This window comes from Mucilaginibacter sp. (assembly GCF_039921305.1).
GTDB lineage: Bacteria > Bacteroidota > Bacteroidia > Sphingobacteriales > Sphingobacteriaceae > Mucilaginibacter.
In genome coordinates this window covers 1-26,908 of the sequence record NZ_JBDSCA010000017.1, presented here as the reverse complement: position 1 = coordinate 26,908, position 26,908 = coordinate 1, and the positions used below count along the sequence as shown (strand labels likewise).

The following is a 26,908-nucleotide window of genomic DNA, read 5'->3' as shown; positions in this document are numbered from 1 at the left end:
TGGGATTGCAAAGGTAAGAACCTTTTTTAATATTCAAAGAAAAATGTTTTATTTTTTTTCTTCCGTTTTCCGCCTTTTTCAAAGCTTTTATTACCCCGTTTCCGGGTTGCAAAGGTAGAAATCTTTTCTGCTTTTCAAAATTTTATTTGAAAATAGTTTGAGCTTCTTTTTTGATCATCATTTTCACTATTCGTTTATGTTTCTGATCAACACCTCTGAGTTTACTAAAGGCTTAATATGCCTTGTTTAACTTGTATTCAACTTTTTAAGAACATCCGCAGTACTTCGTTTGCGGGTTGCAAAGGTACGCACATTTATCACTTGTGCAACCTATTGTGTAGTTATTGTTAAATATATGTTGTAATTGACTGCAAACCAGCGGGAAAAATTTTCAATTATAATTGAAGCCTGTGTGTAAGTGTTACACTACCGGGATTATTGGGATATACTATATTATATAGTGCAGTAATTGCACACATAAAATCAGGTACAAATTGAGTATATTGGAATGTACTATACTATACACAGTGTGATAGTAATAGAATGCCTGCTTACGCTCCTATTAAACACCTATCTGGCCGTATGGCGATTTACTATTTTGTGTTGGGATTAATACCATGATAACAATTCAAAATTGTATATTGCATTACCATGAATAAAAAACCTATCCTGATTATTACCGGTGTTTTGGCGCTGGCCTTGTGTGTTTTTCTGTTTGTACGCAGCAAATATCTGGCTAAGCCGGAGAAGAAGGAAGTGATCGTTTTTCTGGATCACTTTAATGCTGATCTGAAACAGGGGTTTGCTGATACCTTACTGAATTACTTTGACGGAAAGCAGAATAGTAAGCAATTGGTGAAACTACTTGGGGCATTATCAAACAAAACCAGTTTGAATGGTAAGGATAAAGCTTTGTTTGATGTGAACCTTTTGAGCGGCGACAGCGAGATCAAGGTAATTAACACTGAATTGATAGAAGCGACCGTGCCTGTAGTCTTTAATGAGAATGGCAATAACACAAAAACCACCTCGCTAATTATCAAACTGCGTAAAATATCATCGGCCCAATTTAAAATTATGCAGATAGATGCGCGGCAGTTTGTTAATGATTTTATGGCTTACGAGAATAGCATAAAAAACAGAAATCAATCCGCTCAAATTGTTTATAGCCCGATCACCCTAGAATCATTTAAAATAGCTGAGCAGTTAAAATCAAAATATGACAGTGTGATATGGTTTACCCATATTGATAAGGCAACTTACTTTTATGTTGTAAAAGGCAAATGGGATGAAAGCACAAACCTGGATTTTGACAGAAGGCAGAACAATAAAGTATATGAGCCATATAAAATGGGGTTAGTCGATCCGAAATTAAAAGAGATCATCCCGTTGGAGTATGACCTTGTGTATGCTATTGGCGGTAGCTTCCCTAATATGATAGAGGTTGAGAAGGATAAGAAAAGAGGTTTTTATGCCATTGATGGAAAACTTATTGTGCCGGTTAAGTACGATCAGATATTCCCAATAGATGATGATATGAACCTGGCGGTTTTAGTAAATGGGAATGAATACTTTTATCTGAAAAAAGATCTGAGCATATCTGAAAAGGTTGATCTGAAGGTGAGTAATTTTTTCGCCAAAATTAAAAAGATCACATCCTCGTTCAGTATTGGTTCAAATTTGCCATTTATTATGGAGTATAACTCGCGCGAAGAACATGGTGCTGTGTATATCGCACCATCGTACTTAACCGATTTAAATTTGATCGATAAAATTAAAACGTTTAAAAACCCGTTGCGCAAGGTGCAATATGAAGAAGTAAGTAAGAGTTATGATATTAAATTTTCTGATACCCAGGTTTCAAATTCGGATAACTGGTTATCGGCATCTTTTTACTCTATAAGAGATTATTTTTTGGGTGGCCGGACTGAATTTTATGATAAACAAAACATTGTTATTGTAGACAAAAAACGCGACAAGATATTTGCTCATCAAATTATTTCGGATTTTAGTGAAGAAGAAAGTGATGGATCCTATACCGGAAGTTGTAACTTGAACAGTATTAAAGCACTTAACGATTCGCTGTTTGAAATCAAAGCTGGAGCTGGCCTGTACCGCGATTTATATGATTCAACAAAAACACTTGCCGGTGGTACATATTATCATTACTTAACCATCAAAAACAACGTACTGGAAGAATTACCCAATAAAAGGATATTTAGCTTTACCAAGTACATTAAAATGGATGATTCTTACTTATCAGGCTGCTACGAGATACAAACCGGAGATTGGAGCAAGCATAACGTGAAAACCATAGACCATATAACACCTGCTATGCTACAGTATATGAAAAACGAAATATATGCTGATTACAGATATGCATTTAAGGATAAACGGTGGAAATCGGTATTTGCAAATATGACTGGTGACTTTGGTGGTGATACTCAAAAACCTGGTAACGCCAGCGTTGACGACTCACTAACCGTTATTGATAAGTACAACATCAACTTTATCAATCAAAAACTAAAGGTGCAAAAACCACAAAGGCTTGCTGCTTTAAAATGAGTATAACGGGTAAATTGTTACGTTACCTGGCCTTATTCTGGATATTGATACTGAGCCTGGGCACCTTTTACTTATACGGCAGTTTTAAAACCGGCGAGGGCTTTTTGCTGCTCAAGCAAAAGGCTATTGAAACCGGGCTGTACCTACCGGCTTTTTATGCGCACATTTTTGGCAGCAGTTTAATATTGCTGGTGGGGTTTGCGCAATTTTCTAAACGAGTATATGGCAATAGGCCACTACACCGCAATCTGGGTAAGATATATGTTTTCGGGGTGCTGATTTTTTCGGCTCCGGGGGCTTATGTAATGACGTTTTTTATTCACCGGGGAGCTGGTGTTTTCATATCTTTTTTATTGCAGAACACGCTTTGGATATTAACTACCATTGCTGCCTGGCGTTACGCGATGAAAGGGCAGATACCACAACATGTATGCATGATGCGCCGCAGTTACGCGTTGGCTTTTGCCGCAGTAACGCTTCGGTTTTATATATGGCTGTTTACCGTGTTAGGCAATGGTGTCAATTTTGAAAACAATTATCTTATCATCGCTTTTTTGAGCTGGGTACCTAATTTGATACTGGTTGAACTCATTAATTATTACGATAAAGGTAAGGTGCCGATGGATCCCTCAAAGGTTTAGCCTTTTATACCTTTTACATATACCAATATTTTACTAGCATGCGGGATACCGAGGGTTGTGCCTGGGTTTACTTTAAGGTAATGTTTGAGGTAACCGTTGGTAATGGCCGTCATGATGCGGTTTTGTGATTCGGCAAACTCTGGCATTTGGGCTATTTGCGATTTGCTGAAATGGAGCTGGCCCTTTGAATCAACGAGGATCACGTAAGGGTAGTTGAAGTTTTCGTAAGCTTTATGGATAACGATATTGAACTCGGGGGTTAAATAATCATCGGCGATGGTTACGTTATCGAGTTTGCTACTGGTAACGCTTGTTTTTTTAACGGTTAACAGCGGACTGGTACTGGTTAATGTGGCCGGGATACGCGCCGAAAATGCGTATTTAGGATCAGCATCGGCTTGCTGGGTTTTGTGTTTAATATATAAGGTGTCTTGCCGGGTTGGTTTTACGAGGGTGGCCGAATCGGTATGGAGTACATTTTTGATGTAGTTATCGGAGTAGAGCGTCATATATACTACGGAGCGGTCGTCCAAAATTTGCTTGTTCTCTACTTCGAGCACCTGGAATTTGATGCTGTCTTTAGTCACTTTCTTTACCCGCATCCATGCCCAGGCAATGTTGAAGATGGAATCGTGATCGAAAATAACGGGACAATTGAAGAATTTCTTTTTTTCGGGACTGTAGATATAGATGGAATCGTCGGACACGAAGGTGAACTTCCAATCGGGTTCGAGCTGGAAACCTTGGTCGCTGAAAGAGAGGCCTGACTTGAATGAACGGCGGATTTCGGTAAATGGGATGCCATGTACCAATTTGAATGATGGCTTTGGCTTTACCGAGATGGGTTTGGGTTTGCAGGCCATGTAAGCTAATGCGATTGTAGCCAACATGAGGAAATGGAATAGTTTGATCCGGTTAAGAGCCATAGCGCAAATTAATGGCATTTTGAGTAAAAGGAGAAATCTTTTGCATAGTGTATCGCTTGCAGAATTTGCAGCGCAGACTAAGCATGCGCAAAAGATTTCTCTCTCGTTCCTCGTTCGAAATGACAATGGGTTACTTTGTTAACGTTTCATCAAAGAGTTTTAGGATGCGGCTGTACTCGTCGGTCCAGCTGCTGGGTTCGATGAAGCCGTGATCTTCTACCGGGAAAACGGCCAGTTCCCAATTCTTTTTGTGAAGCTCGATTAAGCGTTGCGACAGGCGGACGATATCCTGGAAGTTTACATTCTGATCTACCATGCCGTGACACATTAGCAGGTGGCCTTTCAGGCCGCCGGCGAAGTAGATGGGCGAGCTTAGTTTGTAGGCTTTTTCATCGTTATAGGGTTCGTTCAGTATGTTATCGGTATAGCCGTGGTTGTAGTGCGCCCAATCTGTTACGGAGCGTAATCCCGCGCCAGCGGCAAAAACGTCGGGTTCGGTGAATAGGGCCATCAGCGTCATGAAGCCACCATATGAACCACCGTACATGCCTACATTTTTTGGATTAACGTCATATTTTTCGACCAGGAGTTTTACAGCATCAACATGATCAGACAGATCTTTGCCGCCCATGTGGCGATAAATGCCTGTACGGATATCACGGCCGTAGCCCGCACTACCGGTGTAGTCAACTTCGAGAACGGTATAACCCAGATCGGTTAACATATTATTGAACATGTATTCGCGGAAGTAGCTGGTGCTCCATTTGTAAAATACATCCTGCAAATAACCTGCGCCGTGTACAAATACCACGGCAGGACGCGATGGCAAGGGATGAGCCGGTTTGTAAACGCGGGCATAAATATCGGTACCGTAGCGGTTTTTGAAAGTGAATATTTCGGGGGTGCGCCATGGGTATGATTTAAACTCATCACTTACGGAATTGGTTACCTGGGTTGCTTTTGCGCCGGGTTTGTTGGCTTGGATGAATAGTTCGTAAGGTTTGTTTACGTAGGAATAACGGATGGCCAGCCATTTTTCGTCAGGCGAAAGCTCAACTTCGTTACCGCCGCGCATGCTGGTTAGTTTTACAGGGGTGCCGCCGCTTACGGGTACGCGGTAAAAATCGGTAACACCGGGATGATCCATATTGGCGGTGAAGTAGAAATCTTTTTTATTGTTGGATAGTTTGAGGGTTTGTACTTCCCATTTGCCGCTGGTTATTTGCTTTTTTTCGGCTGTAGCCACATCAATTATATAAATGTGTGAATAGCCGGATGCTTCGCTTTGGTAGTAAAAGTGTTGATTATCAAGCCAGCCTGTGCTGCTGCCGTAACTGCTGATACCGGGGCCGCCTATCCAGGCTTCGTCGCGCTGGCGATCGAGCGGGCTAAGTTTGCCGCTTTCGGGATCAAGCTTCATGATCCAGCGGTCTTTGTTATCATCTGAAAATATGGTTACTACGGCGTTCTTTCCATCTTCGCTCCATGATGTTGTGGCTATGGCTACTTTGCGGTCTTCGTTGCGGGTGGTACGCTCTTCCAGTTGTTTAGGGTATTCCTTTACATAATCGGGCAGATCTTTAATGCCTGGAATTTCTTTAGTTGAGATAACGTAAACGGTATCGCGTTGCAGATCGTAAACAAAGCTTTCTGTAGTGGATTGCGGTGTGCCTACCTTGGTTCGGTTTGAAATATCTTCGGTATAGCCGGACGCGGTTACGTAGTTTGGCACGATGGTATTGCGCGCGCCATCGGCAGCTTTGGTGAGGCTATAAGTAATGTAACGGCTATCCGGACTGAGCTTTAATCCGCTGACGCGTTTCTCATCAATGGCAATTTCTTTTATTGGTTTAGCCTGCATGGCTTTGCGTTCGGCAGCCGTTAGCTTTTCATCTTTCGTTTTCTTTTTGATGATATCGAAAATTTCGAGCTGCTCATCTTTTAACCAGGTTTCCTGTTTGCTGGCCGCGTTTTGTGTTTGGGCTATGGGGCCACGGCCTGCTCCGCCACCGTTGCCGCCGCCTCTTCGACCACCACCTGCAAATGCAGGCGCAGTTGGGGTTGAACCCGCGGCTGTCCTTGTAAAGTTAGTTAGCTGGGTAAGCTCGCCGCCGTTTAGTTTAAGGGAGTACAAGTTATCGCCTTTAGTGAAGATGATCTTGCTTTCATCGGCACCGAAGGTTGGGGTGCTTTCGCGATCTGTTGTATTGGTTAGCCTGCCGGTTTTATTATTCTTGAAATCATACAGATAGATATCGCCGTTCTTTTCGTAGAGTTTAATGGTGTGCTTTTTATTCCAATCGCCAAAATCGGGGCGTAGGTTGCGCCTATCTTCGATACTTACTTTTTGAGGTGTGGTGTTGGTAGGCGTTATGGAGTAAAGTGCGTCACCGTCGGCTTTATCCGGATTCCAGTTAAAGTAGATGGTTTTGCTATCGTCGCTCCAATAAATGTTGGTTGGGGATGTGCCTATCCATTTAGGATCGCGCATGATCCTTTCGACAGTAAGCTTATCGAGTTTTTGAGCGAATGTAGCGGTACATGAAATAAAGAAGAGGAAAGTAAAAATTTTCTTCATTGTTAATTGAGAATAAGATCAGTGGTATTACAACGCAATTTAGTATTTATGTATTAAATAAGGTAGTTGATTTTTTAACCCTCGCAATTGTTACAATATGGTTATGCTGAATGGTTCTGGTTTTTGTTTGCGCGAATGGAAGTTAAGCGATGAGGCATCGCTGATTAAACATGCCAGCAACCCGAATGTGTCGCGCTTTTTGGCGGACCGGTTCCCCTACCCTTATACTACTGATGACGCTAAGGGTTGGCTTGATTATCAAACCCAAAAAACTGTTATTGATAATTTGGTTATTGATATTGATGGCGAATTGGTGGGCGGCATTGGTATTGATTGCAGGCAGGATATTTTTAGGAAAACAGCGCTGATAGGTTACTGGCTGGGCGAGCCATTTTGGGGAAGGGGTATTATGGCGGAGGCTGTAAAGCTGATGGTTGAATATGCTTTTGAAAAATTTGACCTGGTACGAATACAGGCAGGTGTGTTTGATGGCAACCCGGCATCGATGCGGGTGTTAGAGAAAGCAGCGTTTATAAAGGAATGTATTTCTAAAAATGCCTTGTTTAAACACAATAAGATTTATGATGAACACGTGTTTGTGATGATCAAACCTTAATCGTTGGTTTTGCGATACAATATATAGTACCAACCGAGTTTAAACGCGATGATACCGTGATTGAATAACGTGGGTAAAAGGCCATAATGCTTGCGCATGATTTGGTAGCGTTCCATCAAACTTTGCTTGTGCTTTTGTTTAGACATGCCGCCGAACAGGTATTTGGCTATATACATGCGAGTGTTTACTATCGTTTTTGCTTTTTTGGCGGCGCGGATGATCCAGTCGATATCGGCGCTTAACTGGTATTGCGGGTCGTAAGGGTCAATTAAGTTGCGTTTGATGTAGATAGCCTGATGGCTGATGCTCATGCCTAATTTGAAACCCTTCCAGGTGAATTGTTCGGGGGCCTTGTGGCGACGCTGGCCCATGCTTTGGCCATTGCTGTTGATGATCTCGGTTTCACCGTAGTAGATATCGGCATCAGGTTCGGTGGCGAAAATCTTTGCGACGGTATCTGTCGCGTAAAGCTCATCACCGGAGTTCATGAACAGGACATAATCGCCGGTGGCAATTTTGAGGCCTTTATTCATGGCGTCGTAAATACCCTTGTCGCTTTTGCTGATGAGTTTGGCTATCCTGTTTTGGTACTTTTTAATGATATCTAAAGTACCATCGGTTGATGAACCATCGATCACTATGTACTCTATATTAGTATAGGTTTGGTTTAATACCGAGAGCATGGTACGCTCAATATCGGCGGCGTTATTGTACACCACTGTTATTACCGAGAGAAGGGGTGTAAAACTACTCATGGTTTTAAAAGTGATTGATATAAGGCTTTGTATTTACTGGCTACAACTGCATTACTAAAATTGTTAAGCACTTTATCGCGGGCGGCTATGGATAGTTTGTCTGCTTCGGGCGAGTTGAGAACGTAATCGATACCCTTTGCCATATCGGGGCCTGATTTGTATTTGGCTAAATAACCATTTTGCTCATGCTCTACCATATCGGGTATGCCGCCTGTGTTGAATGCCACAACCGGCGTTCCGCAGGATAGGGATTCCATAACCATGTTGGGAAGGTTGTCTTCGAGGGACGGCAGTACGAAAACATCGGCCAGGTTATAGATATCGGCCAGCTGGTTTTGATCGCTGATCACGCCAAGCGAATGTACCTTGAACGGGATGATGCTAAGATCAAAGCCCTGGGTTTTACCGAAGATGACCACCTCGATGTTTGAGGGTTGCGGGTATTCGTTCTTGAGATCGTGCAGGGCCTCTATCAAATAGATGATCCCCTTACGGGTATGGGTAATATTTGCCGCGCCAAATAGGATCACTTTTGATTTGCTATCGATGTTTAGTTTTTGCCTTGTTTCGGGCTTGGCTTTTGGGCTGTATAGTTCGGTATCTATCGGGTTGGGGATAGCCTGGATATTGAAGCCTTTTAATAGCGAGCTTGTACGGGCCACATCGGCAAGCCAGTTGCTACAGGTTACAAAGGTGATGTTGGGTTTGTTGGCGTATAGTTCCTTTTTGCGGTGCCAGCCTTTGCGGGATATGTCTTTTGGCGAGGCATCGCGCAGCATGGGGCAATTGCCGCATTGGTTTAGAAAGTGACCGCAAGTGCCGGCGTAGTGGCAGCCGCCGGTGAAGGCCCACATATCATGCAGCGTCCAAACGATGGGTTTGTTTAGGGCCGTTAATTGCTTTAAGTTTTTTGTAGAGAGGAAGCCGGAGTTTGTCCAGTGCAGATGTAGTACATCGGCATTTTGAACCAACTCTTCGCCTGATATATCCATCCCTACCGCGGCGGTAGAGAAAGCGAAGCGTACAGATTTATCTTTTTCGTGGAAGGCGATAAAGGGCAAGCGTTCGCGATAAAAATCGGCTTTGGCTTTTAGGGCTTTTAATCCGCTATCGGCGAAAGCCTCAACCCGCTCTTCTGTAGTGTATTTATGCTGGGCCAGTAAATGTACATCAACAACATCCTGCTCCAAGGCTTTGAGCAGACGCATGCAGGCCGCGGGGGCACCGCCGCCTGCATCTGATGTGTTAATTAATGTAATTTTCATTTTTTGGCGCCAATTAGCAAGGCAAGTATAATAATACTAAATGAAACCTTTACTTTTGAAAGTTGAACAAATGAAAACACGCTAAATAACAAGGGATAAGAATGGGGCTTTTTGCTTATTTATTTCAAGACCGCAAAGCTAACAGCGGCAATATAAAGGGCCAGCTTATTTTGTTTTGTTTCCGTTTGGTGCAGGTGATAAACCGACATACCCTATTAAAGATCATCTTTTTTTTATACCTGATTTGGTACAGGGTAAATATTGAATGGATATTAGGTGTTGAACTTCCGCGGAAGCTGACAGCCGGTAAGGGTTTAATTATTTACCACGGGCAGGCTTTGGTTGTTAACCAGGGTGTTGTTTTGGGTGAAAACTGCGTGTTAAGAAATTCGGTAACTATAGGGCATAAGAAACTGGCGGATGGTAGCTTTAGCGGCTGCCCGCGGATTGGCAACAATGTAGATATTGGCGCTAATGTTTGCATTATTGGCGATGTGGTTATTGGCAATAATGTGATCATCGGCGCGGGCTCTGTGGTAACGAAGAGTTTCCCGGATAATTGTGTTGTAGTGGGTAATCCCGCAAGGATATTGGATAAAAGCGGCGATGCTTCGCCAAGTGTATAATTGAATCAATGGATCAGAATTTAACCGACAGGGCTTTTTGGAAAGCTTTTTGGGAATCGAAAAAAGACCTTATATTTTATATTAAGCCCGATTATGTTTTTGGTAACATCTTAGCCAAATTAATTAAAGATAATGGCATTAAAAGCGCGGTTGAACTGGGCGGTTTCCCGGGATATTATACCGTGTTTTTTAAGAAGTACCAGCACATTGATGCTACTTTGTTTGATTACTTTATTCATGAAGGGTTAATTAAAGAATTACTGGCCAAGAACGATTTAAAGTACGATGATATATCGGTTGTTGAAGCTGACCTGTTTACTTATGAGCCCAAGGTACGATACGACCTGGTAACATCTTTCGGGTTGATAGAGCACTTTGCAGATGTGAAGGACATCATCAGCAGGCATGTTGCATTGCTTAACCCCAAAGGCACCTTGTTTATTACTTTACCAAATTTTACCGGGGCTAACGGCTGGATACAGCGTAAGTTTGACCCGGAGAACTACAGCAAGCACAACATCACCACCATGGACCCTCAATTGCTGATGGATATTTGCAAGGAGCTGGGCCTTGTTGAGGTAGAATCATACTATCATGGTAAGTTTTCGGTATGGTTGGAAAACAACGCGCAGCAAAGTGGTTTTGTGAAGGGCATTGTCAAATCTATCTGGCTGGTTGGTAAGCTGTTTACTAAAGCTGTTCCGGTTGAAACCAAAGCCTTATCGCCTTATATTGTGTTGAAGGCACGCATGGCGCATTGATAAAAATTTATTAGTTTTACCCTAAGGAGCACTCCGAACGACCGGATGATCCACTGACCCTTATTTACAATATCATAATGAAACAGGTTTACACTTTTGTTTTTACCGGCTTATTGGGCATTTTTAGCGCCCAGGCTCAAAACACCTCCCCTTACTTTGCAGAGTACCCTACCCTTACTCCGGATGCCAAAACGGTTATTTTTAGTTACGAGGGCGACCTTTGGAAAACTGATATCGCGGGGCAAACCGCCGCTGTGCGTTTAACGGCGATGCAGGGTAATGAAATTAACCCAAGAGTATCGCCGGATGGAAAATGGCTGGCCTTTAGTTCAAACCAGTTTGGCAACAATGATATTTATGTGATGTCGCTGGCCGGTGGCGATGTAAAGCAATTGACCTTTAATGAGAATAATGATGAGTTAGACTCGTGGAGCTGGGATTCTAAGACGATCTATTTTACATCGGCCAGGTACAATAACTTTAGTGAGTATAAGGTTGGGGTAAACGGCGGCACGCCAACCCGCTTGTTTGATAACTATTTTAATACCATACATGGTGTTGTTGAGCATCCGCAAACGGGTGAGTTGTTTTTTAATGATACCTGGGAGAGCTACCGCTTTGCAAACCGTAAACATTATAAAGGTGAGTATAACCCGGATATAGAATCGTACAATCCGAAAACTAAAGCGTTTAAGAAATATACCGATTGGATAGGTAAGGATTTTTGGGCGACGATAGACAGAAAGGGAGAGATCTTTTTTGTATCGGACGAAGGGAATGAGGAATATAACCTGTACACTTTTATCGGCGGGAAGAAGACGACGCTGACTAAATTCCCGACATCGGTTAAACGCCCACAGGTTAGCGCCAATGGCGAGAAGATAGTTTTTGAAAAGGACTACCAATTATTTATTTATGATGTAGCATCGCGGCAAGCACAGCCTTTGAGCATTAATATTTACCGCAATAACATTTTGCCAAAGCAGCAGGAGTTTGATGTGCAGGGTAAAATTGAAGGGTTCGATATATCGCCAGACGGCAGGAAAATGGCTTATGTTTCGCGGGGTGAATTGTTTGTATCGGATGTGGAGGGCAAATTCATTCAGAAATTGGAGCGCAATACGGCGGAGCGTGTTACCGAGGTGAAATGGCTGGCCGATAACCGCACGCTTATTTTTAACCAAACTTTAGATGGTTACCAAAACCTATACACCATCCCGGCAAACGGAACCGGAACTATTAAACAGTTAACCAGCGATAAGCGCAACAACCGCAATATAGGTTTAAATAAAAAACGGACCATGGGTGTTTACCTGAGTGGCCGTGATGAATTACGCACTATTGACCTCACAACCTTTGCCAGCAAAACTATTGTTAAGGATGAGTTTTGGGGATTTGGTAACGACCAGCCTTACTTTTCGCCAAATGGTGAGTATGTTTTATATACCGCTGTCAGGGGCTTTGAGGTGGATATTTTTGTGTATGAGGTTAAGGCTGGCAAAACCATAAATCTGACCAATACTGGTGTAACGGAGAATAATCCGTTCTGGTCGCCGGATGGCAAGTACGTTTATTTGAGTACTTCGCGTACCAAGCCATCGTACCCGTTTGGTACTACCGATGCGCATATTTACCGTATGCCGTTGCAAAAGTTTGATGAGGCTTTCAGGATGGATAAGTTTAACGATCTGTTTAAAGAAGAGAAAAAGGAAGAGCCTAAGCCAGCCGACGATAAAACCAAAAAGACCGATAAGGTGGTGAAGGATGTGAAACCCAAGCCGGTATCGGAACAACCGGAGCCTAAGGCCCCGGCCGATATTGTGATAGATACCGATAAACTGATGCGCCGTTTGCAGATTGTAAGTTCGGGCTTTGGTCAGCAGGTTTCGCCGTATGTGATACAGAAGGGCGAAAAAACGCTGGTTTACTATATATCAAACCAGACAGCGGGAAAAAATGCTTTATACCGCACAACTTTTGAAAACTTTCTGGACCCAAAAACCGAAAAGGTTGACGGTGGCGAAACGAATGGTTTTGATATTGTATCGGTTGGTGATAAATTTTTTATCGGGTTTAACGGTACTATTTTTAAACTGAACATTGATGCCAATAAGCTGGAGAAAATAGACATCAATTATACTTTCAACCGCAATTTATCGGCAGAGTTTGCGCAGATATTTGACGAGACCTGGGCCAATATTGATGAAAACTATTATGATGGCAAGTTTCACGGGGTTAACTGGCAGGCGATACATGACAGGTATAAAGCCTATGTACCTTATATAAACAACCGTGCTGATTTGCGGTTGATGCTAAATGATATGCTGGGCGAACTGAATTCATCGCACATGGGCTTTACATCAACCGGGTTGGAAGAACGTGGTAACCTGCGTTACAAAACCATGGAAACGGGTGTGGTATTTAGCAATACTGAGCCTTATAAAGTTGAAAAGGTGTTAAAATACAGCGCCGCCGACCATAAAGGTATTGATATACAAACGGGCGATAAATTAAAGAGCGTGAACGGTGTTGCCGTTGACGAACAAACGGATAGGGATTATTACTTCACCAAACCATCGTTAGATAAAGAACTGAGTTTGGTTTTTGACCGGGGTGGTAAAAGCATTGCCGTTAAGATACACCCTGAAGCTACTGCCGATTTGAAAGCACAGCTTTACGATGAGTGGATAGAACATAACGGAAAAATGGTTGAGCAGGAAAGCAAAAACCGGATTGGTTATGTTTATATGAAGGATATGAGCGGCGAAGCCTTAGAGAAGTTTTTGACTGATATGGTTGACGAAGCTTATAAAAAAGATGCCCTGATACTCGACCTACGCTATAATACCGGCGGTAATGTGCACGATGAGGTGCTAAAATTTTTATCGCAAAAGCCATATCTGCAATGGCAGTACCGGGGTGGCGAGAAAACACCGCAGCCAAATTTCGCCCCTGCTGCTAAACCTATTGTTTTACTGATGAACGAGCAAACTTTGAGCGATGGTGAAATGACGGCTACCGGGTTTAAAGCGCTGGGCTTAGGTAAGATCATCGGTACCGAAACTTATCGTTGGATTATATTTACCAGTGCCAAGGGTTTGGTTGATGGGTCTACCTATCGCCTGCCATCATGGGGTTGCTTTACGCTGGATGGTAAGGATATTGAACACGAAGGTGTTAAGCCTGATATTTATATAAAAACCGGCTTTATAGACAGGTTGAGCGACAAAGACCCACAAATTGACAGAGCCGTTAGTGAAATTATGAAACAGTTGAAATAGTAGATGTAAATCCTGGTGATGGTTACCTGTTACCAGGATTTACTGATACCCTATTGCCTTTGCCAAATAAAAAGGTAAGTGTGAGCTCATGACTGGCATTACTTAGTGTACCCAGGTTTGAGGAGGAAGCTCCAAACTCGTAACTATAACCCAGATGGAAAAGGTCAGTATCTAACGAAAACAAAGCGGATACATCGTTTGAGTTTCTGTAGTTAACACCTATGCCAAATGTATCTTTAATAGATAGTTTAGTAGAGATATCAACCGTAAGAGGTATGCCCTTTGTATAGGATACTAATGCGGCGGGCTTTAAAGTAAAATCATCATCTACTACACTGTTGAGGCCTCCCGAAAGGAAATAATGATTTCTAAAGCTATTGTTATCGAGTAATTCGGCGCTATTTAAATTTCTAAAATTAAATTCGGGCATGGAGAGGCCAATGTAATAGTTATCGCTAAATAAAATGGCGCTGATGCCAATGTTTGGTTTTAACTCTGTCTGATCGTTTTGTATGGCAGGGTCTTTAGGATCAAGCGGAGCATAAGCGGTTGAGTAATAACGGAAACCGCCGCTGATAGAGATCCCCAATTTTTGGGTTTCGCTCAATTGTATCGCTTTTGCAAAAAAGCCATTCAACTTAGCTACATGCTCAATTGCGACAGAGTTATCTGAGGCTACTATCCCTGCTTTTGTATGATCAATACTTAACGGAAAATCGGTATTAAAAAGAAATAAAGCAGGCGAACCAGGAATACCTATCCATTGTTTATGCGCGGTAAAACTAACACTCCCATAATTGTTGGTTAACGAATATGCCGGATTTATTGGCGTTGGGTTATCCATATACTGCGTATAGCTCAATGCTGTTTGGGCATGGGCATTAAAGAATGTAAATGTTAGAAAGAATAAAAAACTAACTACTTTTTTAGAATACATTTTAATTATAGGGTATTGTTGTTGCTTAATATTTGAGTACCACATATCCTACCTTTCTTTTCTTTTCGCCATGTACATTAAATTGCAAGGTATAGAAATAGGTACCCTTTGGCTGAAATATACCGGTGATGTTAGAGTGCCCGTTAAAAACATTGCTTATATTATCGTAACCATCAATCTCGTAAACTTTAACACCGTTAATATTAAACAGTGCAAAGCGGTTATCAGGATAATTGGCAATACCGTCTATCCGTAATACATCATTAATATTATCCCCATTAGGTGTTACTACGGGTACTATCCTAACCGGTTCATCAAGTACAAGCAATGTTTGCGATATAGGCACAACATTGACATAATTTGCATTTGGGGCCACGGTAGCCGTAATTATAACTACGCCGGGCTTTAAAACATGGATCTTACCATTAACGATAATGGCAATTGCAGGGTCGGAACTGGTATAGGTGATGGCATCGTTGGTATTGACACTGGCTCCGGGATCAAAATCGGGATCGCCCACCATCTTATCCGCAATAGGATCAAATGTTAAAATACGAGGGGCTAAAGTTACTGTTAATGTACTTTGTGCATAAGTAATTGTATAGTTAGAACTACTTGCACCCGAAACTGTAATAGGATAGGGACCTATAGGTGAAGTTATTGTAGCCGTAGTGGTAACTAATGGTTGGGTGGTTAGCTTACTGGCATCATCGCCTGTTATAAAACCAGTATAGGTTACAGTTAAGGGCGGGTTTGCAATACCGTAAATACGGCTTTGATCATTAGCTATGATTAACAATAAAGCTGGCGTTATAGTCAAGGTGCCCGAGTTATAGGTAAATATATAATTAGCCGCAATTGCCCCTGAACCGTTAACAGGGTAAATACCAACAGGTGAAGTAACAGTAGCGGTTGTTGTTACCGATGGTAGTTTGGTAATAACGCTTACAGTTTCGCTATAGACAAAACCTGTGTAATTAAACGTAGAAGCAGGGTTGGCTGTTCCGTAAACTTTGGTTTGATTATTAACAACAACATTAATTGATGCCGGGGTAACCGTTAATACCTGGCTAACAGGGGTAGCGGCAGAAAAAGAGGCATTACCTGCCTGTGAGGCTGTTATGGTAGTTTGCCCAACCCCAACGATATGTATTGTGCCGCTGGCATCAATAGTTGCTGCCGATGTATTACTGCTGGAATATGTAATTGGAATGGTTGAATTAGTGCTTATAGCTAAAGTGTTAAAGTTGCCCGCACCATACACCACACTACTTAAAGCCGGGAAAGTAATAGTTTGTGGCGTTAGGGAAGTAACGCCAATTACCACGGTAGTAGTACTACTACCAGACAGGTTATAAGCTGTAATGGTGTACGTTGTAGCCGCAGATACAGTGGTTGGGGTTCCGCTTATGATGCCTGTTGTTTGATCAAATGTGAGCCCCGGGGGTAAAGCTTTATCGATGTAATAGCCTGTTGTGCAAATTTTTCTGATAGCATTGTTTCCATAATCTGTTACGTACACGTATCCTGTTGGATCAATTTGAACATCATTTGGGCGGTTAAAAGTTGCTGATAAACTTATACCGTTAGCAAAGCCGGCACTGCCACTACCTGCAAAAACACTTACTATACCTAGAGGATCTATTTTACGAATATTGTTAGCGCCCAGATCGGTAACGTAAATATTGCCTATTGCATCAATGGCTACACCGGTAGGGCTGTTAAAACTTGCAGATGCGGCAGGGCCGTTTACCGTATTTTTAACACCGTTGCCTGCAAGTGTAGTTACCACACCCGCAGACGTTATTTTTCTGATCCGGTTATTGCCGGGATCTGCTAAATATAAATTACCTGCCACGTCTACAACAATGCCAGAAGGATTGTTGAAGCTTGCGCCAGAGCCTGTGCCATTGGCAAAACCGGCAAACCCACTGCCTGCAATAGTACTAACTACACCCGAAGGTGTAACCTTACGTATTAGATTATTTGCATTATCTGCTACATATAAGTTGCCTGGTATATCGATTGTGATGCTATACGGATAATAAAAACTGGCATTAACCCCTGAGCCATTTGCACTACCCTGGCTGCCGCCTGCTAATATGCTCACCACACCCGTAGGTGTGATCTTTTTTACGGAATTACTTGCGGCATCGGCAATATAAACATTACCGGTTAGGTCGAGAGTAACACCATTGGGTTGATTAAAACCACTTGCAAATGTTGTTACTGTACCTGCTGATACTTTTCTGATCAAGTTGTTATCTCTATCGGCAATAAATACATTACCTGCCAAATCCAAAGCAAGCCGGGTAGGACTATTAAAACTGGAATTCAATGCTGCACCATTTGATGAGCCAATAGTACCATTCCCCGCAAAGGTTGTAGTTTGCCCATAAATTGTTGCGGGTACCGCACCGCCAGTATTTGAAGGTGACAATGGTATAATACTTGCTCCTATGGCATAAACCTGGGGTGTACTATATGTGATATTAGGCGCCGGAATAAATACAAAGCCAGATAATGAGCCGGTGCCAGATGCATTTGTTACTGCTATATTACCTGTATTACCTACATCAACAAAAGCAATTATTGATGTAGCAGACATCACAGCGAATTTTTTGGCAGGTGTACCCCCGAAGCTTACGGATGTAGTGCCCGTAAAATTATTACCTGTTATGGTTATTGCTGTACCGTTGCCCGCGACTGCTGGCGTAAAAGCACTTAGCGTTGGATTTTGAGCAAATATGCTTTGGATAAATATTAAAAAAAATAATAGCGTTATGTAAATGTGTTTCATTTATTGTGACAAATTCGCGTTATGGGTGATAAATATACAAAATATCTATAATATTATTGTATATAAAGCAAATGCATGATTGGGATTAGGGAAGGATTGAGTGATTCTATTTGAATGCTTTGATTTGAAGTTGTTTAAAATAACGTAAACCCCTTTGCCATAAACTCCCTTTGCGGTGTTTGCCGAAATGGCGAATAGAGCGGTATGCGGTTTCGTTCTCTACAATATCATCAGGGAATTGTGTTACCGGTTGTTTTGAAATTTGCACCTGATAAATATCCTCGTTATTGGAATGGATGCCGCTGCCATCGTTACCTATGTTTTCTATCAACGATTTAGCGGGGTTTAGGGTTAAGCCCCCTCGTAAAAATATGGATGCGTACCAGCGGATGGCCCATGAGTTATTCTTGCCGTTTTTAAACTCCTGAATCTGTTTCCAAAAGTTCATGTTGCCTTCGATAGAGAAGCAGAGAATTTTGGCGGTATCAAATTGGCTTATCAGGGTGTTTACATCGGGTTCAAAGTATTTCCAAGCCCTGTCCCAGGTGGCCCAGCCCCAGCTTGTGGCAGCGCGGAAAAAGAAAGTTTGGGGCAGGGTGGCAGCATCCTGTAAAGGGAACATGTAGGCACCAACGTGCATCACCTTATCCTGGTTAGCATACTTATCTAAAGCCTGGTTAAAATAGGTTAAGGTGTATGGTGAGGCGAGCAGATCATCTTCAAAAACAATAACCTTGCCGTATTGATTAACCAACTGGCTTACACCAGCTATGATAGAATTGGCCAGGCCGATATTCTCTTTCCGTTCTATTATTTTAATGGATTTGAAACCTTCTGCTTGTTTGATGAGTGTGCGAACTTCTTCGACGTTGGTAACATCGGCGGGGGTTTTAGCGGCATCGGAGAAAATGTATAGTCGCGATTCATCAGCCAGTTGATTGCTTTTTAAGTACGCAAGTGTACGGCGCGTGTGCTCCGGGCGATTGTATACAAAAAGTGCAATAGGGGCTAAATGCTGCATGGTTATTTTAGGCTGGTAACTTATCAAAAGATGTTTAGGTTTTCGCCCTCTTTACTGCAAAGGATGGTGTAGGCGCTGGCCCGTTTCTCTTGCATGGGTTTACCAAACAGGCTATTGAGTAATTTTTTAGCGCCGTACTCTGCAGATATTTTAAGATCGGTAAGTAAGCTTTTGTTCTTTTTTTGATTGATGTAGGTGTTAAAGCGGGTTACTTCGGGCTCTATCATGGAGGTAAGATCCTGAATAACTTTGAAGCCTTCGGTTAATAATAAATACCGCAGATTGGTTGGGGTGTACATATTGATATGGCCGTAAGCAAGGAAGTGTTTGATGCGATGATCAACACCCTCTTTATAATCGATAGGTACTTCGATAAGGCATAGTTTGGCTACGCGTTTCAGCTCACGCAGCAGTACCCGCTCATGCTCTACATGCTCTAACACATGCGACAGGATCACGAGATCAAAGGCGTCATCTTTAAATGGTAATTCGTAGCCCGAAAACAACTGCGCTTGTTCCAGCCCTTTTATATCAAGTGCCTTAATGCGCTCTACACCACTTTCCGAAATTTCGACAGCAGAATACCGCGACGCAAAATTTTGTTCGGACAAGAGTTTTAAAATACTCCCATCGCCAGCCCCAACTTCTAATACCGAATTAAAGCTGCGGCCTTTACATACGGCAACAATGTGTTCTACTTTATATTTCGCGCCAAGCAAACGCCATCCATTACTGTCGTTATCATAACAGTCGTCATAAGCGCTTTTAACATTGGTACTAACAGAATTTTGATCGGCCATGGCAACAAATATAATAATGAATGGAAATATAATTAATGTTTGCTTATGCCTAATTTATTGAGCGTGGTGTGTACCTTACCATTCAAACTGGAAATACATTGGTTTAAACAATAACTGGCCACAGCAACACTTATCATCACTAAACACTTATTTATCCGGAGTGTTTTTTCTGAATATCCACTTATCAAATACCTGGTTTATGTCTGGTGATATTTTTAAGTAGCGAGCCATCGAAAGAAACACAATACCTGTTACCGATGATTTAATAAAAGTATTTAAATAAAAATTTGCAACCGCCGGAATGTATAAGCCAATTACCAAACTGATGGCCACAGTAAACAAAACCAGCAAGTACTTTGAGTTAAATGGCTGGAAGCCGAACTTGATATTGAGATACAACCAGTAACTAAAATTGAGCAGCAGCATGGTTAAAAAGTAGCTTAACGCGGCACCGGTAATGCCGTATAGTGGTATAAATATCAGGTTTAATATAATACAGAGTAAGGCGGCACATATTAAAAACACCATTACAACCCTGTAATACTTTGAGAAACTGATTATGGCAGCGTTTATTCCACCGGTTATATCGACTAAAAAGCCTAAGCCTACTAAAAGAAACACTAAAAAGTGATTGGCATACTCCGGTTTATGCAGTAGTGTTAAAATATTATCCCAGTTTACTATTAAACCGATAAGTAAAAGACTGCCTATCAAAAACTGCATCAGTGATGTTTTGTGATATATCTTGTTAATCTTTTGCAGTTCGTTATTTTGCCAGGCATCGGCAATTATTTGATAAGATGTTGTACTAAGCGCCTTTGCCGGGAGGCTAATTACAATAGCCATGCCAAACAAAGTGCCATATATACCAACCTGAGCCATGCTGCCAAATAGCTTAAGCATTATTACATCGAGATTTTGTATTAGAGCAAACGAGCTGCCGCTTAACATAGAGTAAAAACCGTAATTGATAAGTACACCTGTTTGCGACTTTACGGTTTGTTGTATTGGGGTTAACCTGAATATTTTAAGCCTGTAATTATAATAGGTTATAATAAGTACGATAGCAACATTGGTCCACAAAAAAATGCGGATAAATCCCTCGTAATCAAGAAAGTGCCATAACATTAATAGTACCCCAACCGAAGCCGATACCTTTAGCACCACCTCACGCAAAAATGATGGAAATACACTTTTGTATGCTGTTTTAGCAAAGGTTTCCTGTAATAAAAACAGCATAGAGCAAAATGATACCGGGAGTATGTAGTAATAATACTTGGCAAGTAAACTGGCACCCTTATCGTGCGAATACATTGAAGATACCGACGACCGGAATACCACAAAGCCTATACTAATAACGAAAAAGAAGGTTAGGCAAAGTAAAAACACGAACGTTGGAAAGCCGTTATGACCTTTGTCGGCCGTTTTAAATGCGGGTAAGTAGCGGGTAATTACACTGGTGAAACCCATACAGGCCACCTGTGTGTATAACAGTGAAAGCGAAGTTAACAGTATGTAATAACCGATTTGCTCTTCGGTTAAAATGCGCTGAAATAGCAGTATAAGGTTAATAAAGCCCTGGGCTGTACCTGTGTAAAGTACAATGCTGTTTAAAAAACCCTGGCGTTTAAGTAAGTTCATCTATGACTAAGATCGCAATTAATTTACCAATGTTTTATATAGGCTTTCGGGACGGTAATATTTTACTTTTTGGGCGGCCAGTTGTTTTAATCGTTTCAATTGAGACCTGTCATTTATTAATTGCTTAAGTAAACCGGCCAACACACCGTAATTTTCAAAACTCAGGCAAATATCTTTTAGCTCTGCGTCAACCGGATAATCGGCGGGTAACATACCAGGTTTGCCCGAGCGGATAATGTTGAAGATAGTGCCGGTTTCCTTAGTAATACCATATTTTTGGAATGGATCCAATTGTATTTTGATGTTACCCAATATCATATCGGCTTTGCTTAATCTATCGTTAAAATCGGCAGTGTCTACAAAATCAAGGTTGTAAATTACCTCGGCGCCTGTTTTGATCAATTCGTCCATTATCGGTACAAGATATCTATCTGTCTCGGGGATATAGCCTAAAATATCCAAAATAATGTTGTTTTTAATTTCAGGATACCGCTTTAATAGTTTGAACACCGCATCGTAATTTCTTCGTTTTGATGATACTGAACCGGGGATACAAATCCTCAACTTGGTGTTAACATCCGACAGATCGGCCAAGCCTTCATTGATGCCGAATGGGAAAACGATGATCTTTTTTGCATCAAACATCTGCTTCAAATACTCCTTTTGTGCATGTCCGTAAACAATCACTCTTGAATCCTTTTGATGAACTTGTTTGGAGATAATATTGCGGTAACGTTGCCTTTTAAAGTCCTTTAGGTACTGAATAAGTGGTGCGCTCCATACCTGTTTCGACTTGCCTGACAGCTTGATTCCCAGCTCATAAAACAGCCTTCTTGTGCGTGTAGCAAAACTATTAGCAAAAAACAAGTCGATATTGTGTACCGTGAGATAAACGGGGGCGGACCATTTAACCTGGGCAAACTCTTTATAAAATTTAGATATCGTATTGATATGAATCCTATCCAGGTTAAATGATGCTAACCCGGCTAAAAAATCGGCCAGGGTTTCATTCTCGGATTTAACCACTATCTGCGTGGTTAAATCTTTGAACAGGGGGGCTATGCTTTTTAGCGTATAAATAATTACCTCATTATCCGGATGGGTAGTATAGGTTTTTGCCAAGGCCTCAACTGCCGTATAGTGATTGGGTTCACAAACTTCGATGATGCCGATGCGCATTTTTACAGGCGTGTATTAGCGAATACCGAGTCGGCGTATAATATACTACCGTCTTTAGGATTTAGGGCTTGTGATAAATTCCCCCTAAATTCAAACCCCAATTCATTTAGCAAATCGTAAATACCGTTGAAAAGCATCTGGCCAACATATAATTCCTGGAAAGAAGTTTCAAGGATAACCAGATCTGCTTTTTTCAAAGTTTCTTTTCCGCCAAGTATCACACGGTCTTCAAAGCCCTGCACATCCAGTTTTACAATAAACTTACCTAAATTGCCTAATTCGAGGGCTATCCCGTCCAATGTTTTTACGGTAATGCGCTCTTTTTTTTCAAATTCTGTACCGGCAAAAACCTTGGTATGCAGGTTGGCCATTTCAAGTAACGACGAACTTGGCGAATGTTTGCTGATATTGATCTCTACCGCCTCATCTTTATCACCTAAGGCACAATTGTAAGTTTTAACATTAAGATTAGCAGTATTCTTAACCAATTCGTCATAAACCCCTTTTATCGGTTCAAACGAGATGACCTTTGCATCGGGCAATATCTTTGAAAAACGTTCAGCAAACTGGCCTGTATTGGCCCCGACATCAATAATGGTATTGATGCCTCTGGAAGTAAGCCAGGTGTTATTTTCGGGCCTTACCTTTTTTAGTATGATGCCCGCCGAAAGAAAAAGATCCTGAATAAATTTGATCATGAATTAACAACTTTATTAGCAATTGCAAATAAAGCAAATTTATGCTATCAGACTATTACAAAAATAGAGGCAAACCTAAGTTTACCTCTATTTGTTGATAAAATTTAATAGCAAGGCTACTTAAGCCCCCAGGAAATAAAAAAAGCGATTTAATAAAAGATACTCCTTTATTAAATCGCTTTTAAATGTTGCTCGTTAAAGAGTTACTTTTTCGGTGCCCTCATTTAATCCGGCCTATTTTTAGTTTCTGTAAAAGTTGTTACGCTAATAAGCCCCGTTGGCTAATGCTGTAATTGAAGTTGAGTTAAGTGCTCTGCCATAAATCCTCACTTCGTCCATTGCTCCTTTTAAAAAGTAGCCTGGGCTTGAAACAAGTGGATTATCGCAACCGAGATATAAGGTTGCGGTGTTGGTTGAAACCGGGGAAGTTACAGAACTGGTTGTGTTATCATAAATCCCATCTTTATAAAGTAGTATTTGTTGACTGGATGCCACATATACAACTGTTATCATGTGCCACTGCGTTGTATCAAGAGTTGCAGTACTTGTTCCACTCAAGCTAAATGAGCCTAAAGGCGCCGCTGTGTTAGCATATCCGCTGATGGAGAATGTATAACCCATATTGGGTCCAGAAAACCGCTTATCAACAACTTCGCTCCCATAAGACGCATTATAATCGTCCAATTTTACCCATGCGTTAATGGTAAAATCGGTTCCATTTAATCGGAGGGCAGAATTGTCGGCTACGGAAATGTAACTTGTTGAGCCATCAAAATGATAGGCGCTGTTGGCATTCCCAAACCTATCGGTAACGGCGGTAACGCTATTTAATGTTCCGGTATTACCATTACCTGATAAATCATTCCCATTATTATCTAACGGCCAATAAGCAATAAGACCGGATTTGAGATCTGGGGCGTTATATAATCCACTTACATTAGTTGAAGTTAGAGCAGAACTATAAATACTAATATCGTCCATTGCTCCTTTGAAAAAATAGCCTGGGCTTGAAACAAGAGGATTATCGCAACCGATATATAAGATAGCGGTATTAATAGCAGCCGGAGATGTTACAGAGCTGGTGGTATTATCGTAAACCCCATCTTTATAAAGTATTATCTGTTGGCTGGCCGCCACATATACAACTGTTATCATATGCCATTGCGTTGTATCAAGAGTTGTGGTACTTGTTCCACTCAAGCTAAATGAGCCTAAAGGTGCCGCTGTGTTAGCATATCCGCTGACGGAGAATGTATAGCCCATGTTAGGCCCCGACAGCCGCTTGTCAACAACTTCGCTTCCATAAGACGCATTATAGTCATCCAATTTTACCCATGCGTTAATAGTAAAATCGGTTCCATTCAATCGGAGGGCAGAATTGTCGGCTACGGAAATGTAGCTTGTTGAGCCATCAAAATGATAGGCACTGTTGGCATTCCCAAACCTGTCTGCTATGGGAGTAACATTATTTGGTGTTCCATTATTACCATTGCCAGAATAATCGTTTGCGTTACCGTTAAATGGCCAATAGGCAATGAGGCTTGGTGTTGGAGTAAATGATGGCAGTTTGCCATTAATACTAAAGCCCAATGGTTTTGCACTATCGCTTAAACTTTGGTTTTTTTTGCAGGATGTAAATACTACTGCAAATAGCATAACTACTAATGAAGCAATGCCGGTTTTGGATTGTTTTTTCATGTTAGTAAGATTAAGTTTTAAAATAGGTTTCGATATCAAACCTATGTATTATAAAATTATATTAATAAATATATTTTTATAATAATACTTATTAGTCAGTACACTAACACCTATAAGTTAACACTTTATATATATTTAATTAATCATAAAGTTTATTTAAACCAGGATTTTTAAGCAGATCAATTATATATTAATTAAATTTAGCCTTTATAACATGTACTTAATATATTGATCATTATAGCTATATATCAAAATTTCAATTAGCTATATGAAAAAGCACTATTTTGATAAGATAAAACGGCGTTAGTTAATATATGCGGGGGGGGGGGTATAAAGATGGGATTTTTTACCTGTTGAGAAAGGTAAATAAAAAGGGAGCAAATGCTCCCTTTTTATTTATGAGACTTAAAGTATCTTACTGTGAAGTAAACTTCTTAGCGTTAATTCTGCGTTCGCCTTCGTTTAGGTATATTTTACGTAAACGCATGGCAACCGGGGTGATCTCGATATATTCATCAGCCTGGATGTATTCCATCGCTTCCTCTAACGAGAATTTGATAGCCGGGGCAATACGAACGTTGGTATCGCTACCTGAGGCACGCATGTTGGTTAACTGCTTGCCTTTGGTTAAGTTGATCACCAAATCGTTATCGCGGATGTGCTCGCCTAAGATCTGACCTTCGTAGATATCAGCTCCCGGATCGATGTGGAAACGACCACGATCTTGCAGCTTATCAATCGCGAAAGCAGTAGTTTTACCACCATCCATTGATACCAATACACCATTTAAACGGCCGGGGATCGTACCTTTCCAAGGCTCGTAAGCTTTGAAACGGTGAGCCATAATAGCCTCGCCACCTGTTGCGGTTAATACGTTGTTACGTAAACCGATGATACCACGTGCCGGGATATCAAACTCTAAGTGTTGCAAATCGCCTTTAGGCTCCATGATCAACAGATCACCTTTACGTTGGGTAACCAACTCGATAACCTTACCAGACACTTCGGCAGGTACATCTACGATCAGGGTTTCGATAGGCTCACATTTAACACCGTCAATTTCTTTAACGATAACCTGTGGCTGACCAACCTGCAACTCGTAACCTTCGCGACGCATGGTTTCGATCAATACTGATAAATGGAGAATACCACGACCGTATACTAAGTAAGAATCAGGAGAATCTGTCTCGATAACTTTCAAGGCCAGGTTTTTTTCCATTTCCTTATGTAAACGATCACGCAGGTGACGTGAGGTTACAAACTTACCTTCTTTACCGAAGAACGGAGAGTTGTTGATGGTAAACAACATGTTCATGGTAGGCTCGTCAATTTTGATAACCGCCAATTGTTCTGGTTTTTCAAAATCAGCGATTGTATCGCCAATATCAAAACCATCAATACCAACTACTGCACAAATATCACCACTGCTAACCGAGGTAGCTTTAACCTTACCTAAGCCTTCGAAAGTGTATAATTCTTTAATACGTGTTTTAACAACAGTACCATCGCGTTTTACCAACGATACGGGCATGTTTTCTTTAATAGTACCACGGGCAACACGGCCAATAGCGATACGGCCTACGAAAGATGAATAATCTAACGAAGTGATCTGCATTTGCAGTGTACCTTCTTCAATTGGCGCTGGTGGAATGTTAGCCAAAATAGCGTCCATTAAAGGGAAGATATCTGTAGTAGGAACTTTCCAATCAGTACTCATCCAGCCTTGTTTTGATGAACCGTAGATAACCGGGAAATCCAATTGATCTTCGGTAGCCTCAAGGTTGAAGAACAATTCGAAAATTTGTTCGTAAACTTCTTCGGGGCGGCAGTTTTCTTTATCAACTTTATTTACCACTACAATAGGCTTAAGGCCAAGAGCCAAAGCTTTTTGAGTAACAAAGCGGGTTTGCGGCATGGCGCCTTCAAACGCATCGCACAGCAATAAAACGCCATCAGCCATTTTTAAAACGCGCTCCACCTCGCCGCCAAAGTCGGCGTGACCAGGGGTATCAATGATGTTGATTTTTACATCTTTGTACTGAACTGAAACGTTTTTGGAAACGATCGTGATCCCACGTTCACGCTCCAAATCATTATTGTCAAGTATTAAATCTCCGGAT

The 26,908-nt window shown here is 41.5% G+C and carries 19 protein-coding genes; 6 read left to right on the top strand and 13 right to left on the bottom strand.

All coding sequences use genetic code 11. The features are described 5' to 3' along the window. Positions 1-651: 651 nt before the first annotated feature. Both ABIN91_RS04365 and ABIN91_RS04360 read left to right on the top strand, forming a co-directional pair. The gene (locus ABIN91_RS04365) at positions 652-2,565 is read left to right on the top strand and encodes a YARHG domain-containing protein (RefSeq protein ID WP_348048864.1); all 1,914 of its coding nucleotides are present in this window, start codon (positions 652-654) and stop codon (positions 2,563-2,565) included. After that, positions 2,562-3,206 (top strand): DUF2306 domain-containing protein, encoded by a 645-nt coding sequence (locus tag ABIN91_RS04360; protein WP_348048862.1) that lies wholly within the window; start codon positions 2,562-2,564, stop codon positions 3,204-3,206. Before ABIN91_RS04365 ends, ABIN91_RS04360 begins: the two co-directional genes overlap by 4 nt. On the opposite strand, the gene ABIN91_RS04355 is transcribed toward ABIN91_RS04360, so the two are convergent. Continuing rightward, the gene (locus ABIN91_RS04355; protein ID WP_348048858.1) at positions 3,203-4,150 is read right to left on the bottom strand and encodes a hypothetical protein; all 948 of its coding nucleotides are present in this window, start codon (positions 4,148-4,150) and stop codon (positions 3,203-3,205) included. The two genes, ABIN91_RS04360 and ABIN91_RS04355, sit on opposite strands and share 4 nt — an antisense overlap. 112 nt (positions 4,151-4,262) lie before the next feature. Next, the gene (locus ABIN91_RS04350) at positions 4,263-6,710 is read right to left on the bottom strand and encodes a prolyl oligopeptidase family serine peptidase (protein WP_348048854.1); all 2,448 of its coding nucleotides are present in this window, start codon (positions 6,708-6,710) and stop codon (positions 4,263-4,265) included. Between the two features lie 103 nt (positions 6,711-6,813). Between ABIN91_RS04350 and ABIN91_RS04345 the strand changes: the two genes are divergently transcribed. Beyond that, positions 6,814-7,326: a GNAT family protein gene (locus ABIN91_RS04345; RefSeq protein ID WP_348048852.1), complete on the top strand. Its 513-nt coding sequence runs from the start codon at positions 6,814-6,816 to the stop codon at positions 7,324-7,326. Here the strand turns inward: ABIN91_RS04345 and ABIN91_RS04340 are convergent. Then, positions 7,323-8,081, bottom strand: a complete 759-nt coding sequence (locus ABIN91_RS04340; protein WP_348048850.1) for a glycosyltransferase family 2 protein — start codon at positions 8,079-8,081, stop codon at positions 7,323-7,325. The genes ABIN91_RS04345 and ABIN91_RS04340 overlap by 4 nt on opposite strands. After that, entirely contained in the window at positions 8,078-9,346 is a 1,269-nt protein-coding gene (locus ABIN91_RS04335) for a glycosyltransferase family 4 protein (protein ID WP_348048848.1), read from the bottom strand. Before ABIN91_RS04335 ends, ABIN91_RS04340 begins: the two co-directional genes overlap by 4 nt. 101 nt (positions 9,347-9,447) lie before the next feature. On the opposite strand from ABIN91_RS04335, the gene ABIN91_RS04330 reads away from it, so the two are divergent. From ABIN91_RS04330 to ABIN91_RS04320, 3 genes are all read left to right on the top strand, one after another. Next, a complete protein-coding gene (locus ABIN91_RS04330; protein WP_348048846.1) occupies positions 9,448-9,972 on the top strand; it encodes a serine acetyltransferase in 525 nt (174 codons plus the stop codon). 8 nt (positions 9,973-9,980) lie between these two features. Next, positions 9,981-10,733, top strand: a complete 753-nt coding sequence (locus ABIN91_RS04325; protein ID WP_348048844.1) for a methyltransferase domain-containing protein — start codon at positions 9,981-9,983, stop codon at positions 10,731-10,733. Positions 10,734-10,810: 77 nt separating this feature from the next. After that, positions 10,811-14,014 (top strand): S41 family peptidase, encoded by a 3,204-nt coding sequence (locus ABIN91_RS04320; RefSeq protein WP_348048842.1) that lies wholly within the window; start codon positions 10,811-10,813, stop codon positions 14,012-14,014. Positions 14,015-14,036: 22 nt separating this feature from the next. Here the strand turns inward: ABIN91_RS04320 and ABIN91_RS04315 are convergent, their stop codons facing one another. The 9 genes from ABIN91_RS04315 to typA form a co-directional block, all read right to left on the bottom strand. Continuing rightward, positions 14,037-14,951: a PorP/SprF family type IX secretion system membrane protein gene (locus ABIN91_RS04315; RefSeq protein WP_348048840.1), complete on the bottom strand. Its 915-nt coding sequence runs from the start codon at positions 14,949-14,951 to the stop codon at positions 14,037-14,039. Positions 14,952-14,976: 25 nt separating this feature from the next. Then, positions 14,977-17,751, bottom strand: a complete 2,775-nt coding sequence (locus ABIN91_RS04310) for an MBG domain-containing protein (RefSeq protein WP_348048838.1) — start codon at positions 17,749-17,751, stop codon at positions 14,977-14,979. A 106-nt stretch (positions 17,752-17,857) separates the two neighbouring features. Then, positions 17,858-18,772, bottom strand: coding sequence for a sugar transferase (locus ABIN91_RS04305; RefSeq protein WP_348048836.1), 915 nt, complete (start codon positions 18,770-18,772; stop codon positions 17,858-17,860). Positions 18,773-18,795: 23 nt separating this feature from the next. Then, positions 18,796-19,572, bottom strand: coding sequence for a class I SAM-dependent methyltransferase (locus ABIN91_RS04300; protein WP_348048834.1), 777 nt, complete (start codon positions 19,570-19,572; stop codon positions 18,796-18,798). 147 nt (positions 19,573-19,719) lie between these two features. Further along, positions 19,720-21,213, bottom strand: coding sequence for a polysaccharide biosynthesis C-terminal domain-containing protein (locus tag ABIN91_RS04295; RefSeq protein WP_348048832.1), 1,494 nt, complete (start codon positions 21,211-21,213; stop codon positions 19,720-19,722). Positions 21,214-21,231: 18 nt separating this feature from the next. Then, positions 21,232-22,392: a glycosyltransferase gene (locus ABIN91_RS04290; protein WP_348048830.1), complete on the bottom strand. Its 1,161-nt coding sequence runs from the start codon at positions 22,390-22,392 to the stop codon at positions 21,232-21,234. Positions 22,393-22,394: 2 nt separating this feature from the next. Then, positions 22,395-23,090 carry an FkbM family methyltransferase gene (locus tag ABIN91_RS04285; RefSeq protein WP_348048828.1) on the bottom strand — a complete coding sequence of 232 codons (696 nt, stop codon included), beginning with the start codon at positions 23,088-23,090 and terminating at the stop codon, positions 22,395-22,397. A 264-nt stretch (positions 23,091-23,354) separates the two neighbouring features. Continuing rightward, positions 23,355-24,788: a LamG domain-containing protein gene (locus tag ABIN91_RS04280; protein ID WP_348048826.1), complete on the bottom strand. Its 1,434-nt coding sequence runs from the start codon at positions 24,786-24,788 to the stop codon at positions 23,355-23,357. A gap of 415 nt (positions 24,789-25,203) precedes the next feature. Further along, positions 25,204-26,908, bottom strand: a 1,705-nt coding sequence (gene typA, locus ABIN91_RS04275) for a translational GTPase TypA (protein ID WP_348048824.1), incomplete at its 5' end; no start/stop codon positions are given.